Source organism: Actinophytocola sp. NPDC049390 (assembly GCF_044466355.1).
Lineage (GTDB): Bacteria > Actinomycetota > Actinomycetes > Mycobacteriales > Pseudonocardiaceae > Actinophytocola.
This window is the reverse complement of the sequence record NZ_JBITMQ010000004.1, coordinates 159,049-177,916: the sequence shown is the minus strand read 5'-3', so window position 1 is coordinate 177,916 and position 18,868 is coordinate 159,049. Positions and strand designations below refer to the sequence as shown.

13 protein-coding genes are annotated in these 18,868 nt (G+C 71.1%); 6 read left to right on the top strand and 7 right to left on the bottom strand.

Annotated features, from left to right (window positions below):
• Positions 1 to 15: 15 nt before the first annotated feature.
• Positions 16 to 1,998: a DUF6541 family protein gene (locus ACIBVP_RS14580; RefSeq protein ID WP_396106602.1), complete on the top strand. Its 1,983-nt coding sequence runs from the start codon at positions 16 to 18 to the stop codon at positions 1,996 to 1,998.
• 62 nt (positions 1,999 to 2,060) lie between these two features.
• On the opposite strand, the gene ACIBVP_RS14575 is transcribed toward ACIBVP_RS14580, so the two are convergent.
• Both ACIBVP_RS14575 and ACIBVP_RS14570 read right to left on the bottom strand, forming a co-directional pair.
• Positions 2,061 to 4,514, bottom strand: a complete 2,454-nt coding sequence (locus ACIBVP_RS14575) for an RCC1-like domain-containing protein (protein ID WP_396106601.1) — start codon at positions 4,512 to 4,514, stop codon at positions 2,061 to 2,063.
• A gap of 52 nt (positions 4,515 to 4,566) precedes the next feature.
• The gene (locus ACIBVP_RS14570; protein ID WP_396106600.1) at positions 4,567 to 7,227 is read right to left on the bottom strand and encodes a PQQ-dependent sugar dehydrogenase; all 2,661 of its coding nucleotides are present in this window, start codon (positions 7,225 to 7,227) and stop codon (positions 4,567 to 4,569) included.
• Between the two features lie 235 nt (positions 7,228 to 7,462).
• Here ACIBVP_RS14570 and ACIBVP_RS14565 point away from each other — a divergent pair, with 235 nt between their 5' ends.
• Positions 7,463 to 9,424, top strand: a complete 1,962-nt coding sequence (locus ACIBVP_RS14565; RefSeq protein ID WP_396106599.1) for a DUF6541 family protein — start codon at positions 7,463 to 7,465, stop codon at positions 9,422 to 9,424.
• Here the strand turns inward: ACIBVP_RS14565 and ACIBVP_RS14560 are convergent, their stop codons facing one another.
• The 4 genes from ACIBVP_RS14560 to ACIBVP_RS14545 are packed head-to-tail and all read right to left on the bottom strand — an operon-like array spanning position 9,425 to position 12,736.
• Positions 9,425 to 10,312 carry a glycosyltransferase family 2 protein gene (locus tag ACIBVP_RS14560; protein WP_396106598.1) on the bottom strand — a complete coding sequence of 296 codons (888 nt, stop codon included), beginning with the start codon at positions 10,310 to 10,312 and terminating at the stop codon, positions 9,425 to 9,427.
• Positions 10,309 to 10,665: a DUF2304 domain-containing protein gene (locus ACIBVP_RS14555; RefSeq protein WP_396106597.1), complete on the bottom strand. Its 357-nt coding sequence runs from the start codon at positions 10,663 to 10,665 to the stop codon at positions 10,309 to 10,311. The genes ACIBVP_RS14560 and ACIBVP_RS14555 overlap by 4 nt, the downstream gene beginning before the upstream one ends.
• Positions 10,662 to 11,420 (bottom strand): glycosyltransferase family 2 protein, encoded by a 759-nt coding sequence (locus ACIBVP_RS14550; protein WP_396106596.1) that lies wholly within the window; start codon positions 11,418 to 11,420, stop codon positions 10,662 to 10,664. Before ACIBVP_RS14550 ends, ACIBVP_RS14555 begins: the two co-directional genes overlap by 4 nt.
• A gap of 11 nt (positions 11,421 to 11,431) precedes the next feature.
• A complete protein-coding gene (locus tag ACIBVP_RS14545) occupies positions 11,432 to 12,736 on the bottom strand; it encodes a hypothetical protein (RefSeq protein WP_396106595.1) in 1,305 nt (434 codons plus the stop codon).
• Positions 12,737 to 12,792: 56 nt separating this feature from the next.
• Here ACIBVP_RS14545 and lhgO point away from each other — a divergent pair, with 56 nt between their 5' ends.
• Together lhgO and ACIBVP_RS14535 are read left to right on the top strand one after the other, a co-directional pair.
• The gene (gene lhgO / locus ACIBVP_RS14540) at positions 12,793 to 13,968 is read left to right on the top strand and encodes an L-2-hydroxyglutarate oxidase (RefSeq protein ID WP_396106594.1); all 1,176 of its coding nucleotides are present in this window, start codon (positions 12,793 to 12,795) and stop codon (positions 13,966 to 13,968) included.
• A 5-nt stretch (positions 13,969 to 13,973) separates the two neighbouring features.
• Entirely contained in the window at positions 13,974 to 16,085 is a 2,112-nt protein-coding gene (locus ACIBVP_RS14535) for an acyltransferase family protein (RefSeq protein WP_396106593.1), read from the top strand.
• Positions 16,086 to 16,138: 53 nt separating this feature from the next.
• Here the strand turns inward: ACIBVP_RS14535 and serS are convergent, their stop codons facing one another.
• Positions 16,139 to 17,398, bottom strand: coding sequence for a serine--tRNA ligase (serS, locus tag ACIBVP_RS14530; protein ID WP_396106592.1), 1,260 nt, complete (start codon positions 17,396 to 17,398; stop codon positions 16,139 to 16,141).
• A 185-nt stretch (positions 17,399 to 17,583) separates the two neighbouring features.
• Between serS and ACIBVP_RS14525 the strand changes: the two genes are divergently transcribed.
• Both ACIBVP_RS14525 and ACIBVP_RS14520 read left to right on the top strand, forming a co-directional pair.
• Positions 17,584 to 18,453, top strand: a complete 870-nt coding sequence (locus tag ACIBVP_RS14525; protein WP_396106591.1) for a septum formation family protein — start codon at positions 17,584 to 17,586, stop codon at positions 18,451 to 18,453.
• A 1-nt stretch (position 18,454) separates the two neighbouring features.
• Positions 18,455 to 18,805: a metallopeptidase family protein gene (locus tag ACIBVP_RS14520; RefSeq protein ID WP_396106590.1), complete on the top strand. Its 351-nt coding sequence runs from the start codon at positions 18,455 to 18,457 to the stop codon at positions 18,803 to 18,805.
• Positions 18,806 to 18,868 lie beyond the last annotated feature (63 nt).

Sequence of the window (18,868 nt, the reverse complement as noted above, 5' to 3'; positions counted from 1 at the left end):
AAGGAGCAGACACACATGAGTTGGTGGCAGCTGGCCCCAGCCGTGATCGTCACCGCCGCTGTCGTCTTCCTGCCCGGCTACCTGGTGGCGCGCTGCTGGCGGGTCACCGGGCTCGTCGCCGTCGGGGTCGCCGCGCCGGTGTCGATCAGCATCGTGGCGGTCGTGGCCGTCTTCGCGAACATGGTCGGCCTGCGGTGGAACGTACTGCTCGTGGCCGTGGCAGCGGTCGTCCTCGCGGGCGTCGGGCTGCTACTGCGTCCGCTCCTTCCCGGGCACCGCAAGCACCACCAGCGCAAGCCGGTGCGGAGCCGGTGGCAGTTGCTGGTGCACCTCGGCGCCCTGCTGATCCCCGCGGTGGTCATCACGCGCGGCCTCACGAAGATGATCGGCGCGCCGGGGAACTTCTCGCAGACCTACGACAACATCTTCCACCTGAACGCGGTCCGCTTCATTCTCGAAAGCGGTTCCGCGTCGAGCCTCACGCTCGGCGGGATGTACAGCAACGGCGCCCGGCCGTCCATGTACCCCGCCGCGTGGCACGACCTGGTCAGCCTCGTCGCGCAGCTCACCGGCGCTTCGCTGCCCGAGGCCGTGAACGCGGTGACCCTGGTGTTCGGCGCGCTGGTCTGGCCGATCGGCGCCATCTTCCTCACCACGCGCGTGACCGGCATGCGCCCGGTGGCGGTGCTGTTCGCCGGCGCGCTGTCGTCGGTGTTCGGCGCGTTCCCGTACCTGATGGTCGACTTCGGGGTGCTGTACCCGTTCTTCATGTCCATCGCGCTGCTGCCGGCGGGGCTGGCGCTGGTCGCGATGGCCACCGGCGTCGGCGTGCGCGGCGGCACGCCCCGCTGGCTCGCCATGCTGATGCTCGCGCTGGCGGTGCCCGGCATCGCGCTCGCCCATCCGAGCACGCTCCTGGTGCTCCTGCTGCTCGCGATCCCCATTCTCGTCGTGACGCTCGTGCGGTACCGCCGCCGCGTCAAGGCCATCGGCAAGGCGGCCGAGCTGCGGTACTGGGCCGGCGTCGTGCTCATGGTGGGTTACGTCGCCGTCGGCATCGTGATCTGGATGCGCGCGCGGCCGAGCGCCAACGGCGGCTGGTGGCCGCCCATCGAGACCATCCCGCAGGCGATCGGCAAGGTGATCGCGGCCGGGTTCTCCTTCCAGGGCCCCACGTGGATCGTGCTGCTGCTGACGCTGGTCGCGATCGGGCTGGTCATGCGGCGGCAGATCACCTGGTGGCTGCTCGGCATGTACGTGATCGCCGCCGGGCTGTACGTGGTCGTCGCGGCGGCGCCCGGCGGCAGGTTGCGCAACTTCATCACCGGGGTCTGGTACAACGACCCGTTCCGGCTCGCCGGGCAGCTGCCGGTGATCACCGTGGTGGTCTCCACGGTCGCCGCCGTGTGGCTGTACACCGTCGCGGTCGACTGGCTGGCCGCGCGCAAGCCGTCGTTCGAGCGGGTGCGCAGCACGCCCGCGGCCAATCCCGTCGCCGCCGCGGTGGCGTTCGTCGTGGCCGCGGTGATGGCGGTCGCCGGCCAGTACAGCTCGGTGAACTACGAGGTGGCGCGCGGGCAGTCGACGTACTCGCTGCACGACGACTCGATCGTGGTCGCGACCGACGAGCTTGCGCTGATGGAACGCCTCGACGACACGATCCCGGACGGCGAGTCGATCATCGGCAACCCGTTCACCGGCACCGCGCTCGCGTACGCGTTCTCCGGCAGGCGGATGCTCACGCCGCACGTCGGCGGCACCATCCCGCCGGACGTCAAGTACGTGATGGACAACCTCGACGAGGTCGAGGACGACCCGGAGGTGTGCTCGATCGTCCGCGACCTGCGCGCGTACTGGGTCCTGGACTTCGAGGGCAGGCAGGTGCACGACCGGAACGTCCAGTTCGACGGGCTGGACTCGCTGTTCACCAACCCGGGCGTCGACGAGGTGGACCACGAGGGGCTCCGGGCGCGGCTGTACCGCATCACGGCCTGCTGAACCACCCCAGAAACGTGGAAAGGCGCGCCCGTCGCCGGGCGCGCCTTTCAGCTGTTGTCGCGTCAGATAACCGCGTAGCCGGTCGACAGGCCCGCGCCGATCGCCTGTGTTCCGGTCACGCCGGGCACCTGCGTCGGCACGTCGGTCGGGGACCAGGCACCGCCGAGCTGGCCACGGTCGTGCACGCCCCAGGTCCACAGGGAACCGTCGGAGCGGCGTGCCATGGCGAACGCGTCACCCGCGGCGACGTCGACCACGTCGGTCAGGCCGGTGACCGGCCCCGGCGTGGTGCGCACGCAGTTGGGCTGCGTGGCGTCCATGCACTCGCCACCGGTCGTGCCGTTGCCGAGCTGACCCGAGGCGTTGAAGCCCCACGACTGCACGGTGCCGTCGGCCATCAGCGCGTACGTCGCCGTCGTGCCACCGGTCACGATCTCGCTGACCCCGGTGAGGCCCGGGATCTGGACCGGCGACATCTCCATGCAGTTCGTGGCGAGGTGGTCGTTGTAGCAGGCCGGACCACCGGCGGTGCCGATGCCCAGCTCACCCTCGGCGTTGAAGCCCCACGTCCACACCGTGCCGTCCGACTTCACCGCGAACGCCGCGTTGTAGCTGGTGGCGATCGAGACGACACCGCTCAGGCCGGGCACCTGGATCGGTGTCACCGCACGACATCCCGGGCCGACCGGCATGGTGTTGCACCCGGTGCCGTACGCGCCGTTGCCCAGCGAGCCGCCGTTGGCGCCCCACGCCCACACGGTGCCGTTCGCCCGCAGCGCGTACGCCGTGAGGTGCCCCGCCGCGACCTGCTGGACGTCACTCGGGATGTTCACCGCCACCGGCGCGTTGCGCTGGTTCACGGTGCCGTCGCCGAGCTCGCCGTTGCCGTTGTAGCCCCACGCCCACAGCTTGTTGTTGTTGTCGACCGCGTAGGTGCTGTACCCGCCCGCCGAGATCTGGCGGATGTTCGTCAGCGACCCGACCCGCACGGGCACGCTCGACAGGCCCCACTGGGTGCCGTTGCCGAGCTGCTGCAGGCTGTTCGAGCCCCACGACCACACGGTCCCGTCGCCGCGCAGACCGTAGCCGTTGTAGATCCCACCGCTGACGGCGGTGAACCCGCTGTTGCCGTCGACCCTGCCGGGCTCGCCGGAGTAGCCGCCGGTCGTGCCGACACCCAGCTGGGCGTCGGAGTTGTTGCCCCACGAGTGGACGCAGTCGGTCGTGCACGCGGCGGGTGGCGGCGCGAAGTAGCCCGCCACGTCGACGATCACGTCGACGACACCGGTGTTGTTGTACATCCAGATCTCACGGCCGGGGCCGAACGCCACCACCGCCATGTTGGCCGCGGTCTGTCCCTTGGCGAGGTTGATGTTCGACGCGTTGGGCCTGCTGCCACCACCCGGGTACGCCGTGACGAACGTCGAGGCGGACGGGGCGGTGCCGGTCAGGTTGAACACGAGCGACGTCGCCGACGGCGGCACCTCGGTCGTGAACTCGAAGATGGCGGTTTCGCCCTGGTACAGGGGCTCGCCGTACCTCGTGTCGTACACCCGGAACGGGGACATCTGGTAGAAGGGGTTGCCCCGGTCCGTGGCGTAGTAGCCGGCGAGGTCGGCCACCAGGTGCGTGTTGCCGGAGTTGTTGTGCAGCGTGACGCTGCGGTTGGTGCCCAGCGCGACCGTCACCAGGTTCGGGGTGATCTGCCCCGGCACCAGGTTCAGGCTCGACGCGAGCGGCCGCGACTGTCCCGCCGGGTACGCCGTGACGAAGGTGCTCAGCGTCGCGCTCGCACCGGTGAGGTTGAACGTGACGGCCGTCGCCGTCGCGGGCACCCGCGTGGACAGGTTGATGGTCCGCGTCTGCCCTGGACCGATTGCCCCGCCCGACACGCGGGTGTCGAGCACGCGGGTCGGCGCCATCGAGGTGAACCGCGAACCGGTCGCTGGCGCGTAGTACCCGGCGAGGTCGGCCACGAGGTGGACGCTGCCGGAGTTGTTGCGCAGCTGGATCTTCCGGTCCGGGCCGAGCGCGACCGTGGCCGCGTTGGCGCGGATCTCCTTGGCGCGCAGGTTGAGCGTCGACGTGGTCGGCCGCGTCTCCCCGGACGGCCACACGGTGATCACAGTGGACAGTGTCGGCTGCACACCGGTCACGTTCAGCACGACGGCGGTCGCGTTCGCGGGCACCCGCGAAGACAGGTCGACCGTGATGACCCCGCCGCCTGGCACCGCACCCGCCGGGACTCCAGTGCCGTTGCGGGTGTCCAGCACCCGGGTCGGCGTCATCGACGTGAACGCCGAACCGCCGGAACCGACCGCTGTCGGTGCGACGGAGGCGGTCCTCGCCCGCGGCGCGGCCGTCGTGGCGGCCTCCTGCCGGAAGCTCTTCCGAGCGTCGGCGATCGTCATGGGGGTCATGCCGTCCGTGCTCGCCGCGACCGGTGCGTGTTCCACGGGTGCGGCGGGCTCGGCCGAAGCGGTGCCCTGCGAGCCGAGCAGGATGACTGCCGCCACCCCGATCAGTACTGTGTTTCTCTTACGCCCCAACGAATTACCCCTTCGATGGTCAGTACCGGCGGTCGGTTACCTGGCCGGTGGTGCGGTTCCAGAAGATGTAGCCGTGCTGGAAGTCGTTGCGACGTCCGCCGGTCACGGAGTACTCGTTCGACCTCGGGTAGCCGAGGTAGGACCGCTCGTAGCCCAGTGCGGCGTACCTGGCCCGGATCGCGCCCTTCACGGCGAACGCGCCCGTGGCGGACGACCACAGGATCGTGCCGCGCTGGAAGTGGTTGTAGCGGCCGGTCCTGCTCGCGGTGTCGCCCTCGTCGGTGGTCGGGTAGCCGAGGTACGCCTCCGCGCCGAGCGCCCGGTACCGCGTGTGGATCGCGCCGACGACGAAGTGCGCGCCCGTGTTCGGGTGCCAGTAGACGCCCCGGTTCCCGCTGAACAGGTTGTACCGCCCGCCGTCCCTGCCCGCGGTCTCGTCGGTGGTCGGCAGTCCCAGCACCAGGTGCCCGCCGACGGAGAGGAACTTGGACAGGATCGCGCCGTTCACGGCGTGCGCGCCGGTCGACGGCGACCAGTACATGCGGCCCCTGGTGTAGGTCCGCCAGCGCACGTTCGCGTCCCCCTGCTCCGGCCCGGTGGGGGTGCCGAGGATCGTCCTGATCGCCGCGTCGGTGTTGTACCGGCGGTCGATCGGCGAGAAGTAGATGACCTCGTACACCTGGTCCGCGTCGGGCAACGTCACCTCGCGCACCCGCTCTGTCCGGCCTTCCGCCCACTGGCTGAACGTCGAGAAGCCGTCCTGCGCGAGTTCGGGTGCGACGATCGTCAGCGGGGTGCCGACGGTGAACAGCCCGGAACTGGTGTGCTCCTCGTTGATGGTGAAGTCGGCGGCCGCGGTGCTGCGCAGCGTCACGCGCCGTTGCTTCGGGTGCACGACGAACGTCCGCTCGGTCGCCGCGCCCTTCGAGTCGGTGGCGACGGCGGTGACCTCGAGCCTGCTGTCACCGGGATGCCCCTCGAACTCCATGCCGAAGTTCGGCCCTTCCTGGCGGGCGCCCGGGTGCTGGTGGCACTCGGCGGGTGAGGAGCAGTGCACGATCTGGATCGCCCACACCACGGTCAGCGCCCCGTCCTCGGGGTCCGTCGCCGTGCCCTGCGCCTGGACGAGGTCGCCGACGGCGAAGGTCCGCGACGGGTCCGGCGCCTGCACGGTGAGCGTCGGCGGGTGGTTGCCCGGGTACACGGTCCTGGTCGTGGCACCGGTCGCGGTGCCGTCGCTCGCGGTCAGCGTGACCTCGAAGCTCTCCCCCGCCGCGTAGGTGTGGCTGACGCGTTCGCCCGTGCCGGTCCCCCCGTCGCCGAAGGCCCACGTGTAGGTGAGCGGGTCGCCGTTGGGGTCGGTCGACCTGCTCGCGTCGAAGGCGACCGTGCGGGTGGCCGCGTCGACCGTCGCGGTGATCTCGGGTGCCGGCGCCACGTTGCCCGGCGAGTACACGAGCCTGCGCAGCTTCCCGGAGTGGATGTCGGCGTAGACGATGTCGCCGCCGGTGGGCACGGTGGCGAACTTGACCGGCGCGCCGATCTCGACGCCGAGACCGCCCGCCTCGGCCGCCCTCGTCACCACGCCCTTCTCGTCGAACTTCAGGGACCACAGCAGGCGGTCGGAGTAGTCGCCGAAGAAGTAGGCGCCCCGGTACTGCTCCGGATAGGACTGTCCCGTGTAGACGACGCCGCCGGTGACGCTCGCGTTGATGCCGTACGGCGACGTGCTGTGCCGGTAGGCGTGCATGGGCATCGCCGTGGTGACGCCCGCGCACTCCGGGGCCGAGTTCAACCCGGTCTTGACCCCGCCCTCCCAGCACGGCCAGCCGTAGTTGTTGCCGGACTTGATGAAGTTGATCTCCTCGTACGTGCCGTTGCCGACGTCGCCGACCACCGGCTGACCGGAGACCGGGTCGAGGGAGAGCCGGAACGGGCTGCGGAACCCGCTCGCGTAGATCTGGCTGCGGACGCTGCCGGGATCGGCCGGGTTGTAGTACGGGTTGGACGGCACGCCGGTGCCGTCCGGGTGGACATGGAGCACCTTGCCGTGCAGGCCGTCGAGGTTCTGCGAGCGCAGGCCCAGCGGCGAACCGATCTTGGCGCTGTCGCCGATGGTCACCCACAGGGTGCCGTCGGACGCCGCGACGAGGCCGGAGATGCCGTGGATCGTGGCGTCCGCGAACGTCTCGACGACTATCTGCTCGCCGGTCAGCCCGGTCGGTGTGCCCGCCTGGTCGGTGGTGACGGTCCACCGGCTGACCCGCAGCACACCGTTCGCGCCGGTGCCCGGGCCGGTCTTGTGCACGGCGCGTGCCGTGTAGACGGTCCTGCTCGTCGCGTAGTCGGGTGCGATGGCGAAGCCCGCGAGGCCGAGGTCGCCGGTGCCGTTGGTCGGGATCATCGCGATCTGGTGCGGGGCGCCCGAGCGGGGCACGTGCATGACCTTGCCGTACTTGCCCACCGCCATGATGCTCTCGTCCGGCAGGTAGGCGAAGTCGGTGAGCCCGTCGCCGAGACCGCCCGCGGAGATGCCGGCGAGGCCGGTGGCGATGTCGCGGAGCACGAAGTCCCTCGGCAGGGTGGCCGCCGCGGCGGGGGTGGCGGGAAGCACGGTCAGCGTGGCCGCGACCGCCGCCAGGACGGAGAACAACGTGACACCGCGCAGCGTCTTCGCCATGGACGCCCCCATTCATGCATCGACCACAGGGCCGATTTCATCCATTCGTGCCCCCTATCGCCCCAATGCGTTACGGCGTTTCACCCGAACGTGATCCAAGTGCAAAAGTGCGGGAAAGGTTCATGCGAACCGCGGCGCTCTGCCGAACGTCCTGAGGGGCACGGGGTGGTGCCTTCCTAGAATCGGCGGCGCCCGAGGGCTGGATCCCCAGCGAGGAAATAGAGGTCGCACCGCGATGAACTGGTTCGAAGCCGTGCCGTACGCCCTGGTCACGGTCGCGTGGCTGCTCTTGCCCGGTGCGGCGATCAGCTACCTGACGGGGTTGCGCGGCATCGCCGCGTGGGCGATCGCACCCGTCACCAGCATCGCGTTGGTCGGGGGCACCGCCATCCTGGTCGAGATGATCGGCGTCGGCTGGTCGCCCGGGATTGTGCTCATCGTGTGCGCGGTGGCCATCGCGGTCGTCGCCGCGGTCGCCATCCCGTTGCGCCGAAGAGCGATCTTCGCGGCCGACGCGGACCCCCGGCCCGTCACGATCGCCGGGTTCGCCGGGCTGGCGCCGGCCCTCGCGCTCGGCGCGTTCACGATCGTCCGGTCGATCCCCGCCCCGGACGCGCTGTCACAGACCTACGACGCGCTGTTCCACTACAACGCCCTCGCCTACATCCTGGACTCGCACCAGGCGTCGTCGCTGACCATCGCCACGTTCGGCAACCCGGACGTGCCCAGCGTGTTCTACCCCGCCGCGTGGCACGACCTCGGCTCGCTGCTCGTCATGACGACCGGCGCGGGCGTCCCCGTGGCCGCGAACCTCGTGAGCGTGGTGGCCGCGATCGTGCTGTGGCCGCTGTCCTGCCTCCTGCTCGTCCGCCAGCTGTTCGGCCGCAACACCGCCGCGCTCGCCGTCACCGGTGTGCTGAGCATGGGGTTCGCCGCGTTCCCGTGGGACCTGCTCGGGTTCGGCGTCCTGTGGCCGAACCTCCTCGGCATGGCGATGGCACCGGCCGTGCTCGCACTCGTCTTCACGATCACCGGCTGGACGAAGGACGACGCCGTCGGCCGCGGCCGTGCCTGGCTGACGCTGCCGGTGGTGCTCGTCGCGACCGGGCTGACGCACCCCAACGTGCTGTTCTCCGTCGGCGTCCTGTCGCTGATCCCGATCGCCGCCGCCATCGGCGCGCGCGGCTGGCGGCTGCACCGCGACGGCCGCACGTGGCGCGGTGTCGCCGAGTTCGCGGCGTTCGTGCTGGTGTTCGCGGCCGGCTGGTACTGGGCGGCCACGACCCCCGCGTTCGCCGACGTCCGGCAGACCTACTGGCCGCCGTACGAGACCCCCGCCAACGCGGTGGGTGACGTCGCGTTGAACGCCACCAACCAGCGCGACGCGCTGTGGATCCTGTCCGCGGTCGTCATCGCGGGCATCGTCGCCGCGCGGCGGTACAGGGTGCTCTGGCTGGTCGTCGCCGGCCACGCGGCCACCGCGTTCCTCTACGTGCTCGCCGCGTCGATCAACCGGCCGGACACCAGGATGTTCACCGGTTTCTGGTACAACGACTCGCACCGCCTCGCCGCCATGGTGCCGATCACCGCGGTCCCGCTCGCGGTCGGCGGCATCCTGTTGCTGGCGGCCAGGATCAGCGAGTCGCCGACGCGTCTGCGCCGGGTGCCGGGCACGACCGTCGCTGTCGGCCTGACCGTGCTGCTGCTGGTCGTCACCGCCGGGCTCTACCCCGGCGACCGGCAGAAACGGGTCGCCGCGGGTTACGTCGTGTCCGACAGCAGCAAGCTCGTGACCACGGACATGGCGCGGTTCTACCAGCGGGTCGCCGAGGAGATCCCCGAGGACGCGGTGGTCGCGGGCAACCCGTTCAACGGCAGCGCGATGCTGTGGGCGCTGGCCGACCGCGAGGTGCTCTTCCCGCACTTCCGCACCGAGCACAGCAGGGAACAGCGGATCATCGCGGCGCACCTGAACGAGGCCACCACCGAGCCGGTGGTGTGCGAGGCGGTCCGGCACCTCGGCGCGGACTACCTGCTGGTCGGCGCCGCCGCGTTCCGCAAGTACGACGGGTACTGGCGCTACTACCGCGGCCTGGCCGACCCCGGTCCGGCACCGGGCTTCGAGCTGGTCGACAGCGACGGCGCCAACAAGCTGTACCGCATCACCGCTTGTGGCGAGCGCGGCACGACCGGCTGATCACCGGCCGAAGGCGTGCCGGACCAGCGGCCTGACCCCGTTCCGCGCCCGCAGCGCCTGCGGCAGGTTGGTCAGCGCGAAGATCCGCGACGACAGGTGCAGCCGCGCGACCCGGGCGGCGCGGTGCCAGCCGTGGGCGGCCATCGTCTCGGCCACGTCCGCGAAGAACGCGCCCGCCTCGGTGAACCGCGACCCGTCGAAGGCGGTCGACGACGACTCGCTCGCGTCGTGCCTGCGGTAGGAGAAGCACACGGTCCGGTCCGCGACCAGCCGCTCGCCGCGCACCACCAGCTCCATCAGCAGCGCCAGGTCCTGGATCACCCGCAGGTCGGAGCGGAACCGCAGCTCCTTGAGCGCCGAGGAGCGCCAGCAGATCGCGGGGAAGTACAGCCAGTCACCACGCAGCAGGCTGACCGCCAGCTCCTCGCCCGCGAGTGTCAGGCGCCGGTCGAACCTCGGCGTGTAGAGAAGGCGCTTGGCCTCGTCGACGAGCGTTTTCGTCTCGTCGCCCGCGCTGTCGATCACCCGCACACCCGGCTGGATGATGCCCGCGTCCGGGTGGTCGACGTGCACGCCCCGCACGACACCGACGTAGTTCGGCAGCATGAGGTCGTCGCAGCCGATCAGCACGGCCAGCTCGTGCTCGACCAGTTCGAGGCACCGGTTGAAGTTGCCGGTCAGCCCGAGGTTCTCCGGGTTTCGCAGGTACCGGACGCGGTCGTCGCCGAGTCCGGCGAACCACTCCGCGACGGCGGGGTCGTCGGCGGGGTTGTCGTCCACGACGGTCAGCCGCCAGCGCGGGTCGTCCTGCTCCAGCACGCTCCGCACCGACGCGCGCATCATCGCGGCGTCTCCGTAGAACGGCATCATGATGTCGACGGTGCTCACGACTGCTCGCGTTCCTCCCGCATCCGCTCGACCTCCAGGCGCAGGATCGCCTGGTCCTCGGCGAGCTTGCGGGTCTCGTTCTCCAACCGGGACACCTCCCACGACAGGTGCAGCACCACGCCGACCAGGAACAGGATGCCCACGAAGAACAACAGGTTCGTGGGCACCGCGACGCCCAGCGCACGCGCGAGCCAGATCGCGAGGCCCGGGATGGCGGTGAACACCAGCAGGAACACACCGACGACGAGCCACAGCACGGCGTACTTCTCGCCGAGCTGGCGCCTGCGCAGCAGCTCCACGATGCCCGCCAGCACCAGCAGGCTGCCGACCAGTGCCACCAGGTACGTGCTCACGGGACACCTCCTTGCCGCACGGGCTCCGGCGCGTCGGCCGTCTCCCACCTGCGGATCAGCGCGAGCAGCAGGGCGAACCCGGCGCGGAAGAGATAGATCATGGACTTGACCGGGCGGTGGCTCGGGTTGCCACCGCGGCGCGGGCGCATGTGCGCGGGCACCTGCGTGACCCGGCAGCCCGCCCGCAACGCGATCACCAGCGACTCGACCGTGTCCCCCAGGTACTCCACCGGGTAGTGCTCGGCGAACACCGCCAGCGCACGGCCACCACTCGCCTTGAACCCGGACGTGACGTCGGTCAGCCGGGTCTTCGCCAGCCGCGACAGCACCTTCGACAGCACGACCATCGCCCACCTGCGCGGCCCGCGCACCCGGTACTCGTCGTCGGGAGTGGAGAAGCGGGCGCCGATCACGACGTCCGCCTCGGTCAGCTTCGCCAGCAGCAGCGGCACCTCGGCCGGGTCGTGCTGGCCGTCGGCGTCCACCTGCACGGCCGCGGTGTGGCCGTGGCGGACCGCGTAACGGAACCCGGCCCGCATCGCACCGCCGACGCCGAGGTTGAACGGCAGCTCCAGCACGAGCGCCCCGGCCTCTCGGGCGACCTCGGCGGTGCGGTCCGTCGACCCGTCGCTCACCACCAGTACGGGGAGGTCGGGGGTGGCGGCGCGGATCTCCCGGACCGTGTCACCCACCGTCTGCTGCTCGTTCCACGCCGGAACGATGATGATCGGCGGGCCAGGCCTGTCCGTGGACACGGGCCACTACGTTAGCCGGTCACCACCGTGTCACCGGCGGGGGCGGGATCGGCTTTCCCACGCCGCAACGAGGTCGACACCGCACGGACCATGACCGCGACGACGACGGCCGCGCTGACCAGCTGCGCGATCACCCCGGCCCGGATCGGGTCGCCGGGCAGGGCGAGCAGGCCGGCCAGCACCACCGTCCCGGCGAGCCACGCGGCGGTGACCGACTTGTGCGCGCCGAGGGCGATCAGCCCCGGCTGGAGCACCAGCGCGGCCATCATGCCGACGGTGCTCACGCCGAGCAGCCCCACGACCGTGCCGGGCAGCCGGACCTCCGCGCCGAACAGCACCTGCACCGCCCACGGGCCGATGGTGAACGAGGCCAGCACGGCGGGCAGGCCGATCGCGAGCACCGCGAGGACGATCAGGCGCAGCCTGGCCCGCACGGCGGCGAAGTCGGCGGCGACCGCTGCCCTGGTCAGCGACGGCAGCAGCATCGCCTGCACCGGCGCGAACAGGAACAACGGGATGCGGGCGAGCACGAACGCGGAGACGAACGAGGCCGCCGCGGCCGCGTCCCAGGTCATCCGGGACGTGACGACGACCGGGCCGACGTTCATCACGACGAGCATCAGCAACGTGCCGCCGACCAGCAGCGACACCGACCGGCCCATCCCGCCCACGGTGACCGGGGCGGCCGCGGTCACCTCGGCGGGCAGGGCAGGCTTCGGCCGCAGCCAGAGCAGGCCGATGACCGCGCCCAGCACCTGCCCGGCGGCGAAGACCAGCGCGAACGTGGTGGCGTCCGGCGTTGCGAACCAGGCGATCAGCACACACGGGACGATCCTCGCCACGCCCTCCCCGGCCAGGGTCGCCGAGTAGCCGGTGAACCGCTGCAACCCGCCGAGCAACCCGCGGACCAGGTGCACGGCGGCCGCCGCGAACACGCTCACCACGACGGCGGCGAAGAGCCCCCACCGGCCGCCGAACGCCCTGTCGGTCAGCACCGGGGACACCGCACCGAGCAGCACCAGCAGCACGACCATCAGCCCGCAGGCCAGCAGCCAGGCGTGCCGCGCGACCGTGCCCGGCCCCCGGCCCGCCGCGGCCTCGGCGCTCACCGAGCGGCTGGTCTCCTGTTCGAGCGCGGAGAACACGCCGGGCCCGACGATGTTGACCACGAGGTACAGGCTGGCGAGCGCGGCCGCGTCGGCGGGTGGCATCGTGTGCCCGGCCAGCGCGACGAACACGTACCCGGCGGCGCCGACCAGCAGAAGGCCACCACCCATGTTGATGGCGGGACCGAGCCGCTTGCGCACGCCGAGCACACGACCACGGTAGAGAACCCGCCCCTGACGCCCGGCGTCACCTACGCTTCAGCACCGTGCGACATGTGGTGGTGGTCGGCGGCGGCATCCTCGGCCTGGCGACCGCGCGGGAGCTGACCTCGCGTGGCGACCGGGTGACCGTCCTCGAGAAGGAGGACCACTGGGCAGGCCACCAGACCGGGCACAACTCCAACGTCGTCCACGCGGGCCTCTACTACGCGCCCGGCTCCTTCAAGGCGCGGATGTCGGTGGCCGGGAACCGGTCCATCGTGGCCTTCGCCCGCGAGCAGGGCGTGCCCGTCGAGGTCTGCGGCAAGCTCGTGGTCGCCACCCGCGAGGACGAGCTGCCCGGCCTGCACGCCCTTGCCGCCCGCGCCGACGCGAACGGGGTGCCCGCGAAACTCATCGAGCCCGCGCAGGCCCACGAACTGGAGCCCGAGGTGGCCTGCCTCGCCGCGCTCCGCGTGGAGAGCACGGGGATCATCGACTTCCCCGCCGTGTGCGCCGCGCTGGTCCGGCTGCTCACGGAAGCAGGCGCTGACCTGCGACTTTCCACTGCCGCGCTGGGGATCCGGCCCGGCCGGGGCGGCGGCGTGGAGATCGCGACCGGCAGCGAGGTGCTGCGGGCGGACGCGCTCGTTAACTGCGCGGGTCTGCACGCCGACCGCGTAGCCCGGCTGGCGGGGCTGAACCCGGACGTGCGGATCGTGCCGTTCCGCGGCGAGTACTTCACGCTGCGGCCCGAGGCGGCGCACCTGGTCCGCGGCCTGATCTACCCGGTGCCCGACCCGACGCTGCCGTTCCTGGGCGTGCACCTGACCCGCATGCTCGACGGCAGCGTCCACGCGGGCCCGAACGCGGTGCTGGCGCTGCGCAGGGAGGGGTACCGCTGGCGGGACGTGTCGGTGGCCGACCTCGCGGAGGTGGCGCGGTTCCCCGGCATCTGGAAGCTCGCGCGCCGGTACCCGCGCACCGCGGTCGCGGAGGTCGCCCGCTCGCTGTCCCGTCGCCGGTTCGCCACGAGCCTGGCGCGGCTGGTGCCCGCGGTCGGCAGGGAGGACCTGGTGCGGGCGGGTGCGGGTGTCCGTGCGCAGGCGTTGCTGCCGGACGGCACACTGGTCCAGGACTTCGTCATCGAGTCCGCCGCGCACCAGGTGCACGTGCTGAACGCCCCGTCCCCTGGCGCGACGTGCGCGCTCGAGATCGCGAAACACGTCGCCGACCAGGTCTGAGGGGTATGGGCACCGTTACCGAACACCGCCGGGAAGGCGGCGCGCGGCCTCGCGCGTCGTCCCGACCGGGGTTCCGTCCGGACATCCAGGCGCTGCGGGCCGTCGCCGTGCTCGCCGTGGTGGTCAACCACCTGTCCGCGGACTGGCTGACCGGCGGTTACGTCGGCGTGGACGTGTTCTTCGTGATCTCCGGCTTCCTGATCAGCTCCCACCTGGGCAAGGAGATCGGCACCACGGGCCGGGTGCGGCTCGGCCGCTTCTACGCGCGGCGCATCCGCCGCCTGCTGCCCGCCGCGCTGCTGGTGCTGGGGCTGTCGGTCGCGGCGGCGTACCTCCTGCTGCCCTACCCGCGCTGGGCGGCGACCGCGCACGAGGCCGCCGCGAGCGCCATGTACTGGGAGAACTGGCTGCTGGCGACGCAGTCGGTGGATTACTCGGCGGCCAACGCGCAGGCGAGCCTGGTGCAGCACTACTGGTCGCTGTCGGTCGAGGAGCAGTTCTACCTGGTGTGGCCGCTGTTGCTGCTGGCGCTGTTCCTGGTGCGGCGACGGCGTGCGCAGGTCGTCGGCATCGCGGTGGTCGGCGCCGCGTCGCTGGCGTTCGGCGTCCACTACACGGACGCCTCGCCGAACGAGGCGTACTTCGTGACGCAGGGCCGGGCGTGGGAGTTCGCGGCGGGTGCGCTGGTCGCGCTGCTGGCACACCGCCTCGTGCTGCCGAAGGCCGCTGCCGGGATCACGTCGTTCGCGGGCTTCGCCATGATCGTGGCCTCTGCGGTGCTCTACGACCACCACACCCCGTTCCCCGGCTACCACGCCCTGCTGCCCGTGGCGGGCACCGCGCTGGTGATCATGTCCGGGCTGCGTCCCGGCAGGCAGTGGCACTCCCCGGTGACGGGTTCGTGGCCGGTGCAGTTCGTCGGGAACGTCAGCTACTCGCTGTACCTGTGGCACTGGCCGCTGATCCTGCTGGCCCCGTTCGTGCTGGGCGACGTGCTGGACGCGGGCGAGATGACCACCCCGTGGCTACTGGCCGTGCTGGCGGTGTCGCTCGTCCTGGCGTACCTGTCGAAGGTGTTGGTGGAGGACCGCGGCCTGTCGTTCGGCCCGCTGGCCCGCAGCACGAGGCTCACGTTCACGGCCATGGTCGCGGGCGTCGCGGTGGTGGCGGTGGCGGCGCACCTCCTGAACGGCGCCTACGACCGCGAGGTGGCGGCCGCCCAGCGCAAGGCCGAGGTCGTGGAGGAAACCCCGTGCCACGGCGGCCCGGCGCTGGCCGGTGGCGTGAAGTGCAAGGACCGCTTCGGCCCGGCGGAGGTCGTCGACATGGGCCCCGCGAACCAGTACTACAACAGGCCGGCGGAGTGCCGCGCGACGGACGAGCACAAGGTCGGCGACAAGCGGACGACGTCGGTCTGCGACTTCAGCCGCGGCAACACCAAGGCCCCGGTCGTCTGGCTGGTGGGCGACTCCCACGCCCAGCAGTGGCAGGGCCCCCTGTTCGACCTCGCGAAGGAGAACAGGTGGGTCCTGAAGCTCTCCCTGCTGGGTGGATGTCCCTTCGCCGGGATCGAGTTCCACGGCTTCCGCACCGAGGCCTCGGAGGGCACCAGGAAGGCCTGCACGAACTGGTCCTCGGACGTCGCGGACGTGGTGGCGGACGACCGGCCGGAGGCGGTCTTCACGTCCTTCTACGCCCGGGAGGAGATCGCGGACGACGGCAGCGGCCGATCCCAGACCGAGCAGTACCGGGACGGGCTGGAACCGTACTGGCGGAGGTGGACGGACGCGGGGGCGCGGGTGTTCGTGCTGGCCGACCCGCCGTTGAACGGGAAGGTCCGGGCCCGCGACTGCGTGACGCTGAACCCGGACGACCCGCTGGTGTGCGCCGTGGACCGCGAGGTGGCGCACCCGGCGGACCCGCTGACCGAGGTGGCGAGGAAGACCCGCGTCCCCCGCGTCGAGCTGATCGACCTGAGCGACTACTTCTGCGACAGGAACCGCTGCTACGCGGTGGTGGGCAACGTGGCCGTGTACTTCGACGGCGACCACATGAACCTGGAGTTCAGCCGCAGCCTGAAACCCATGATCGCCGAGGCGATGGGCCTGCGCGACTGACCGGCCACGCCGCGAGAACCACCCGGTGCGGGCACGAACCCGTCACCTCGCCGTCACGCCGGGGTGAGGGTGTCGCGGCCCAGGTACGGGCGCAGCGCCTCCGGTACGCGGACCGAGCCGTCGGCCCGCTGGTGGTTCTCCAGCATCGCCACGATCCACCTCGTCGTGGCCAGCGTGCCGTTCAGTGTGGCCGCGACCTGTGGGCGGCCGTTCTCGTCGCGGTAACGGATCGCGAGCCTGCGTGCCTGGAACGTCGTGCAGTTCGACGTGGACGTCAGCTCGCGGTGGCGACCCTGTGTGGGCACCCACGCCTCGCAGTCGAACTTCCTGGCCGCGCTCGTGCCGAGGTCGCCGCCCGCCACGTCGATCACGCGGTACGGGACCTCGATCTTCGCCAGCATCTCCTCCTCCCACGCCAGCAGCCTCGCGTGTTCGGCCTCCGCCTCCTCCGGGCGGCAGTAGACGAACATCTCGACCTTGTCGAACTGGTGGACGCGGATGATCCCGCGCGTGTCCCTGCCGTAGGTCCCCGCTTCCCGCCGGAAGCACGACGACCAGCCCGCGTACCGCTTCGGGCCCGCCGACAGGTCGAGGATCTCGTCCGAGTGGTAGCCCGCCAGCGGCACCTCCGACGTTCCCACCAGGTACAGGTCGTCGTCCGCGAGGCGGTACACCTCGCTCGCGTGCGCACCGAGGAACCCCGTTCCCGCCATGATCTCCGGTCGCACGAGCACCGGCGGGATCATCAGCGTGAACCCGTTCGCGGTCGCCTGGGCCGCGGCCAGGTTCAGCAAGGCGAGCTGCAGCTGCGCGCCGATGCCGGTCAGGAAGTAGAACCGCGACCCGGACACCTTCGCACCGCGCTCGACGTCCAGCGCGCCCAGCCGCACCCCGAGGTCGAGGTGGTCGGCGGGCTCGAAGTCGAACGCGGGTGGTGTGCCGACCTCCTTGACCACCACGTAGTCGTCCTCGCCGCCGGCCGGCGCGTCCGGGTGCACCACGTTCGGCACGGCCACGTGCAGCTTCGCGAGCTCCTCCTCCGCCGCGGACTGCGCGGCTTCCGCCGCACGCACGTCCGCCGCCAGCTGCTTGCCCCTGGCGAGAAGTGCGTCACGTTCCTCGCCACGCGCACGGCCGACCTGCTTGCCCAGCTGTTTCTGCTCGGCACGCAGCGTGTCGGCGGCGGCGACCGCGGCACGGCGCCGTTCGTCCGCGGTCACCAGCGCGTCGACCACCGCCTCGTCCTCACCTCGGGCGCGCTGCGACGCACGCACCGACTCAGGGTCCTCACGCAACGTCCTCAGGTCGATCACAGCCCGGAGCGTATCCGCCGCCCCGTTTCGGCTCGCAAGTCGATTCGGCCCCTACCACGGTGCGTGACGCTGGCATCATGGACGCGATGTCTGCACGCGTCGGGTTGTCGAGCTCCCGGAGGAGCACGCTCAAAACACGGTTGGTGATGGCGGGCGCCTTCGTGGGGGCGCTGGCGGTGCTCAGCATGAGCATGTTGTTCTCGTGGCCGGTGTCGGTGAACAGCGCGGCGGACACGGTCGCCGAGGAGGCGGCCGCCGCGTTCGACTCGCCCAGTGGCACCTGCCTGGACTGGCCGAACGACGCGCCGCAGAACATGCGCCGGGTCTCGTGCTCGAAGCCGCACACCTTCGAGGTGACGGAGAACGTCGACATCGGCAAGGACTACCCCGCGAGCGCGCCGCCGCCGAACGACGCGGGCTGGCAGCAGGTCGTGACGGAGAGGTGCACGACGGTGGGCACCAAGTACCTCGGCGGCAAGCTCGACCCGTTCGGCAAGTACACGGTCGGGGCGCTGAAGCCCAACGCCCAACAGTGGCGCGACGGTGACCGCAAGCTGCGCTGTGGCCTGCAGCGGGTGACCCCGTCCGGCAAGCGCCTGCTGCCCACGACGGGTAGCGCGAAGACTCAGGACCAGTCGAACGTGCACGACCCGGGAACATGCTTCGCCCTGGTGAACAAGAAGGAGGTCGGCGACCCGGTCGACTGCTCCACCCAGCACTCGTACGAGGTCGTCGGCAGCATCGACCTGTCGAAGACGTTCCCCGGCGCGTACCCGTCCGAGGCGCAACAGCTCCAGAAGACCGTGGACCTCTGCCCCCCGCTGGCGGCGAAGTACACCGGTGGCAAGGACCTGACCGCGCTCGGGCTCTCGCTGTACTCGGACACGCTGAAGGCCGAGAGCTGGGCGGCGGGATCGCGGAAGGTCGACTGCAAGGTCGGCGCGCTCGAGCCGAACCAGACGCTGAAGCCGGTGCGCGGCAGCGTGAAGGCCCAGCCCTTGAACTCGTCGGCACCGAACACCCCGGCGTCGAGCGCCCCGAAGTCGGGCGGCTGACGTGGCGTTCGCCATGACCCGACTGCGGTTCGAGGAACTGGTCGGCGACGCGCTCGACCTCGTCCCCGCCGAGCTCGCCCGGGCCATGGACAACGTGGTGATCCTCGTCGAGGACCGCAACCCCGAGAACCCGACGCTCCTCGGGCTGTACCACGGCGTGGCGCTGACCGAGCGCACGTCCCAGTACGGCGGCGTGCTGCCGGACACGATCACCATCTACCGCGAGGCGATCCTCGACATCTGCCGGGACGAGCAGGACGTGGTCGAGGAGGTCGCGATCACGGTCGTACACGAGATTGCCCACCATTTCGGTATCGACGACGCTCGTCTGCACGAGCTCGGCTGGGGTTGACGCCGGTTCCGGCGTGAAACCGACACTGTCAGCTTGACACTGTCACCGAACACTGTCAACATT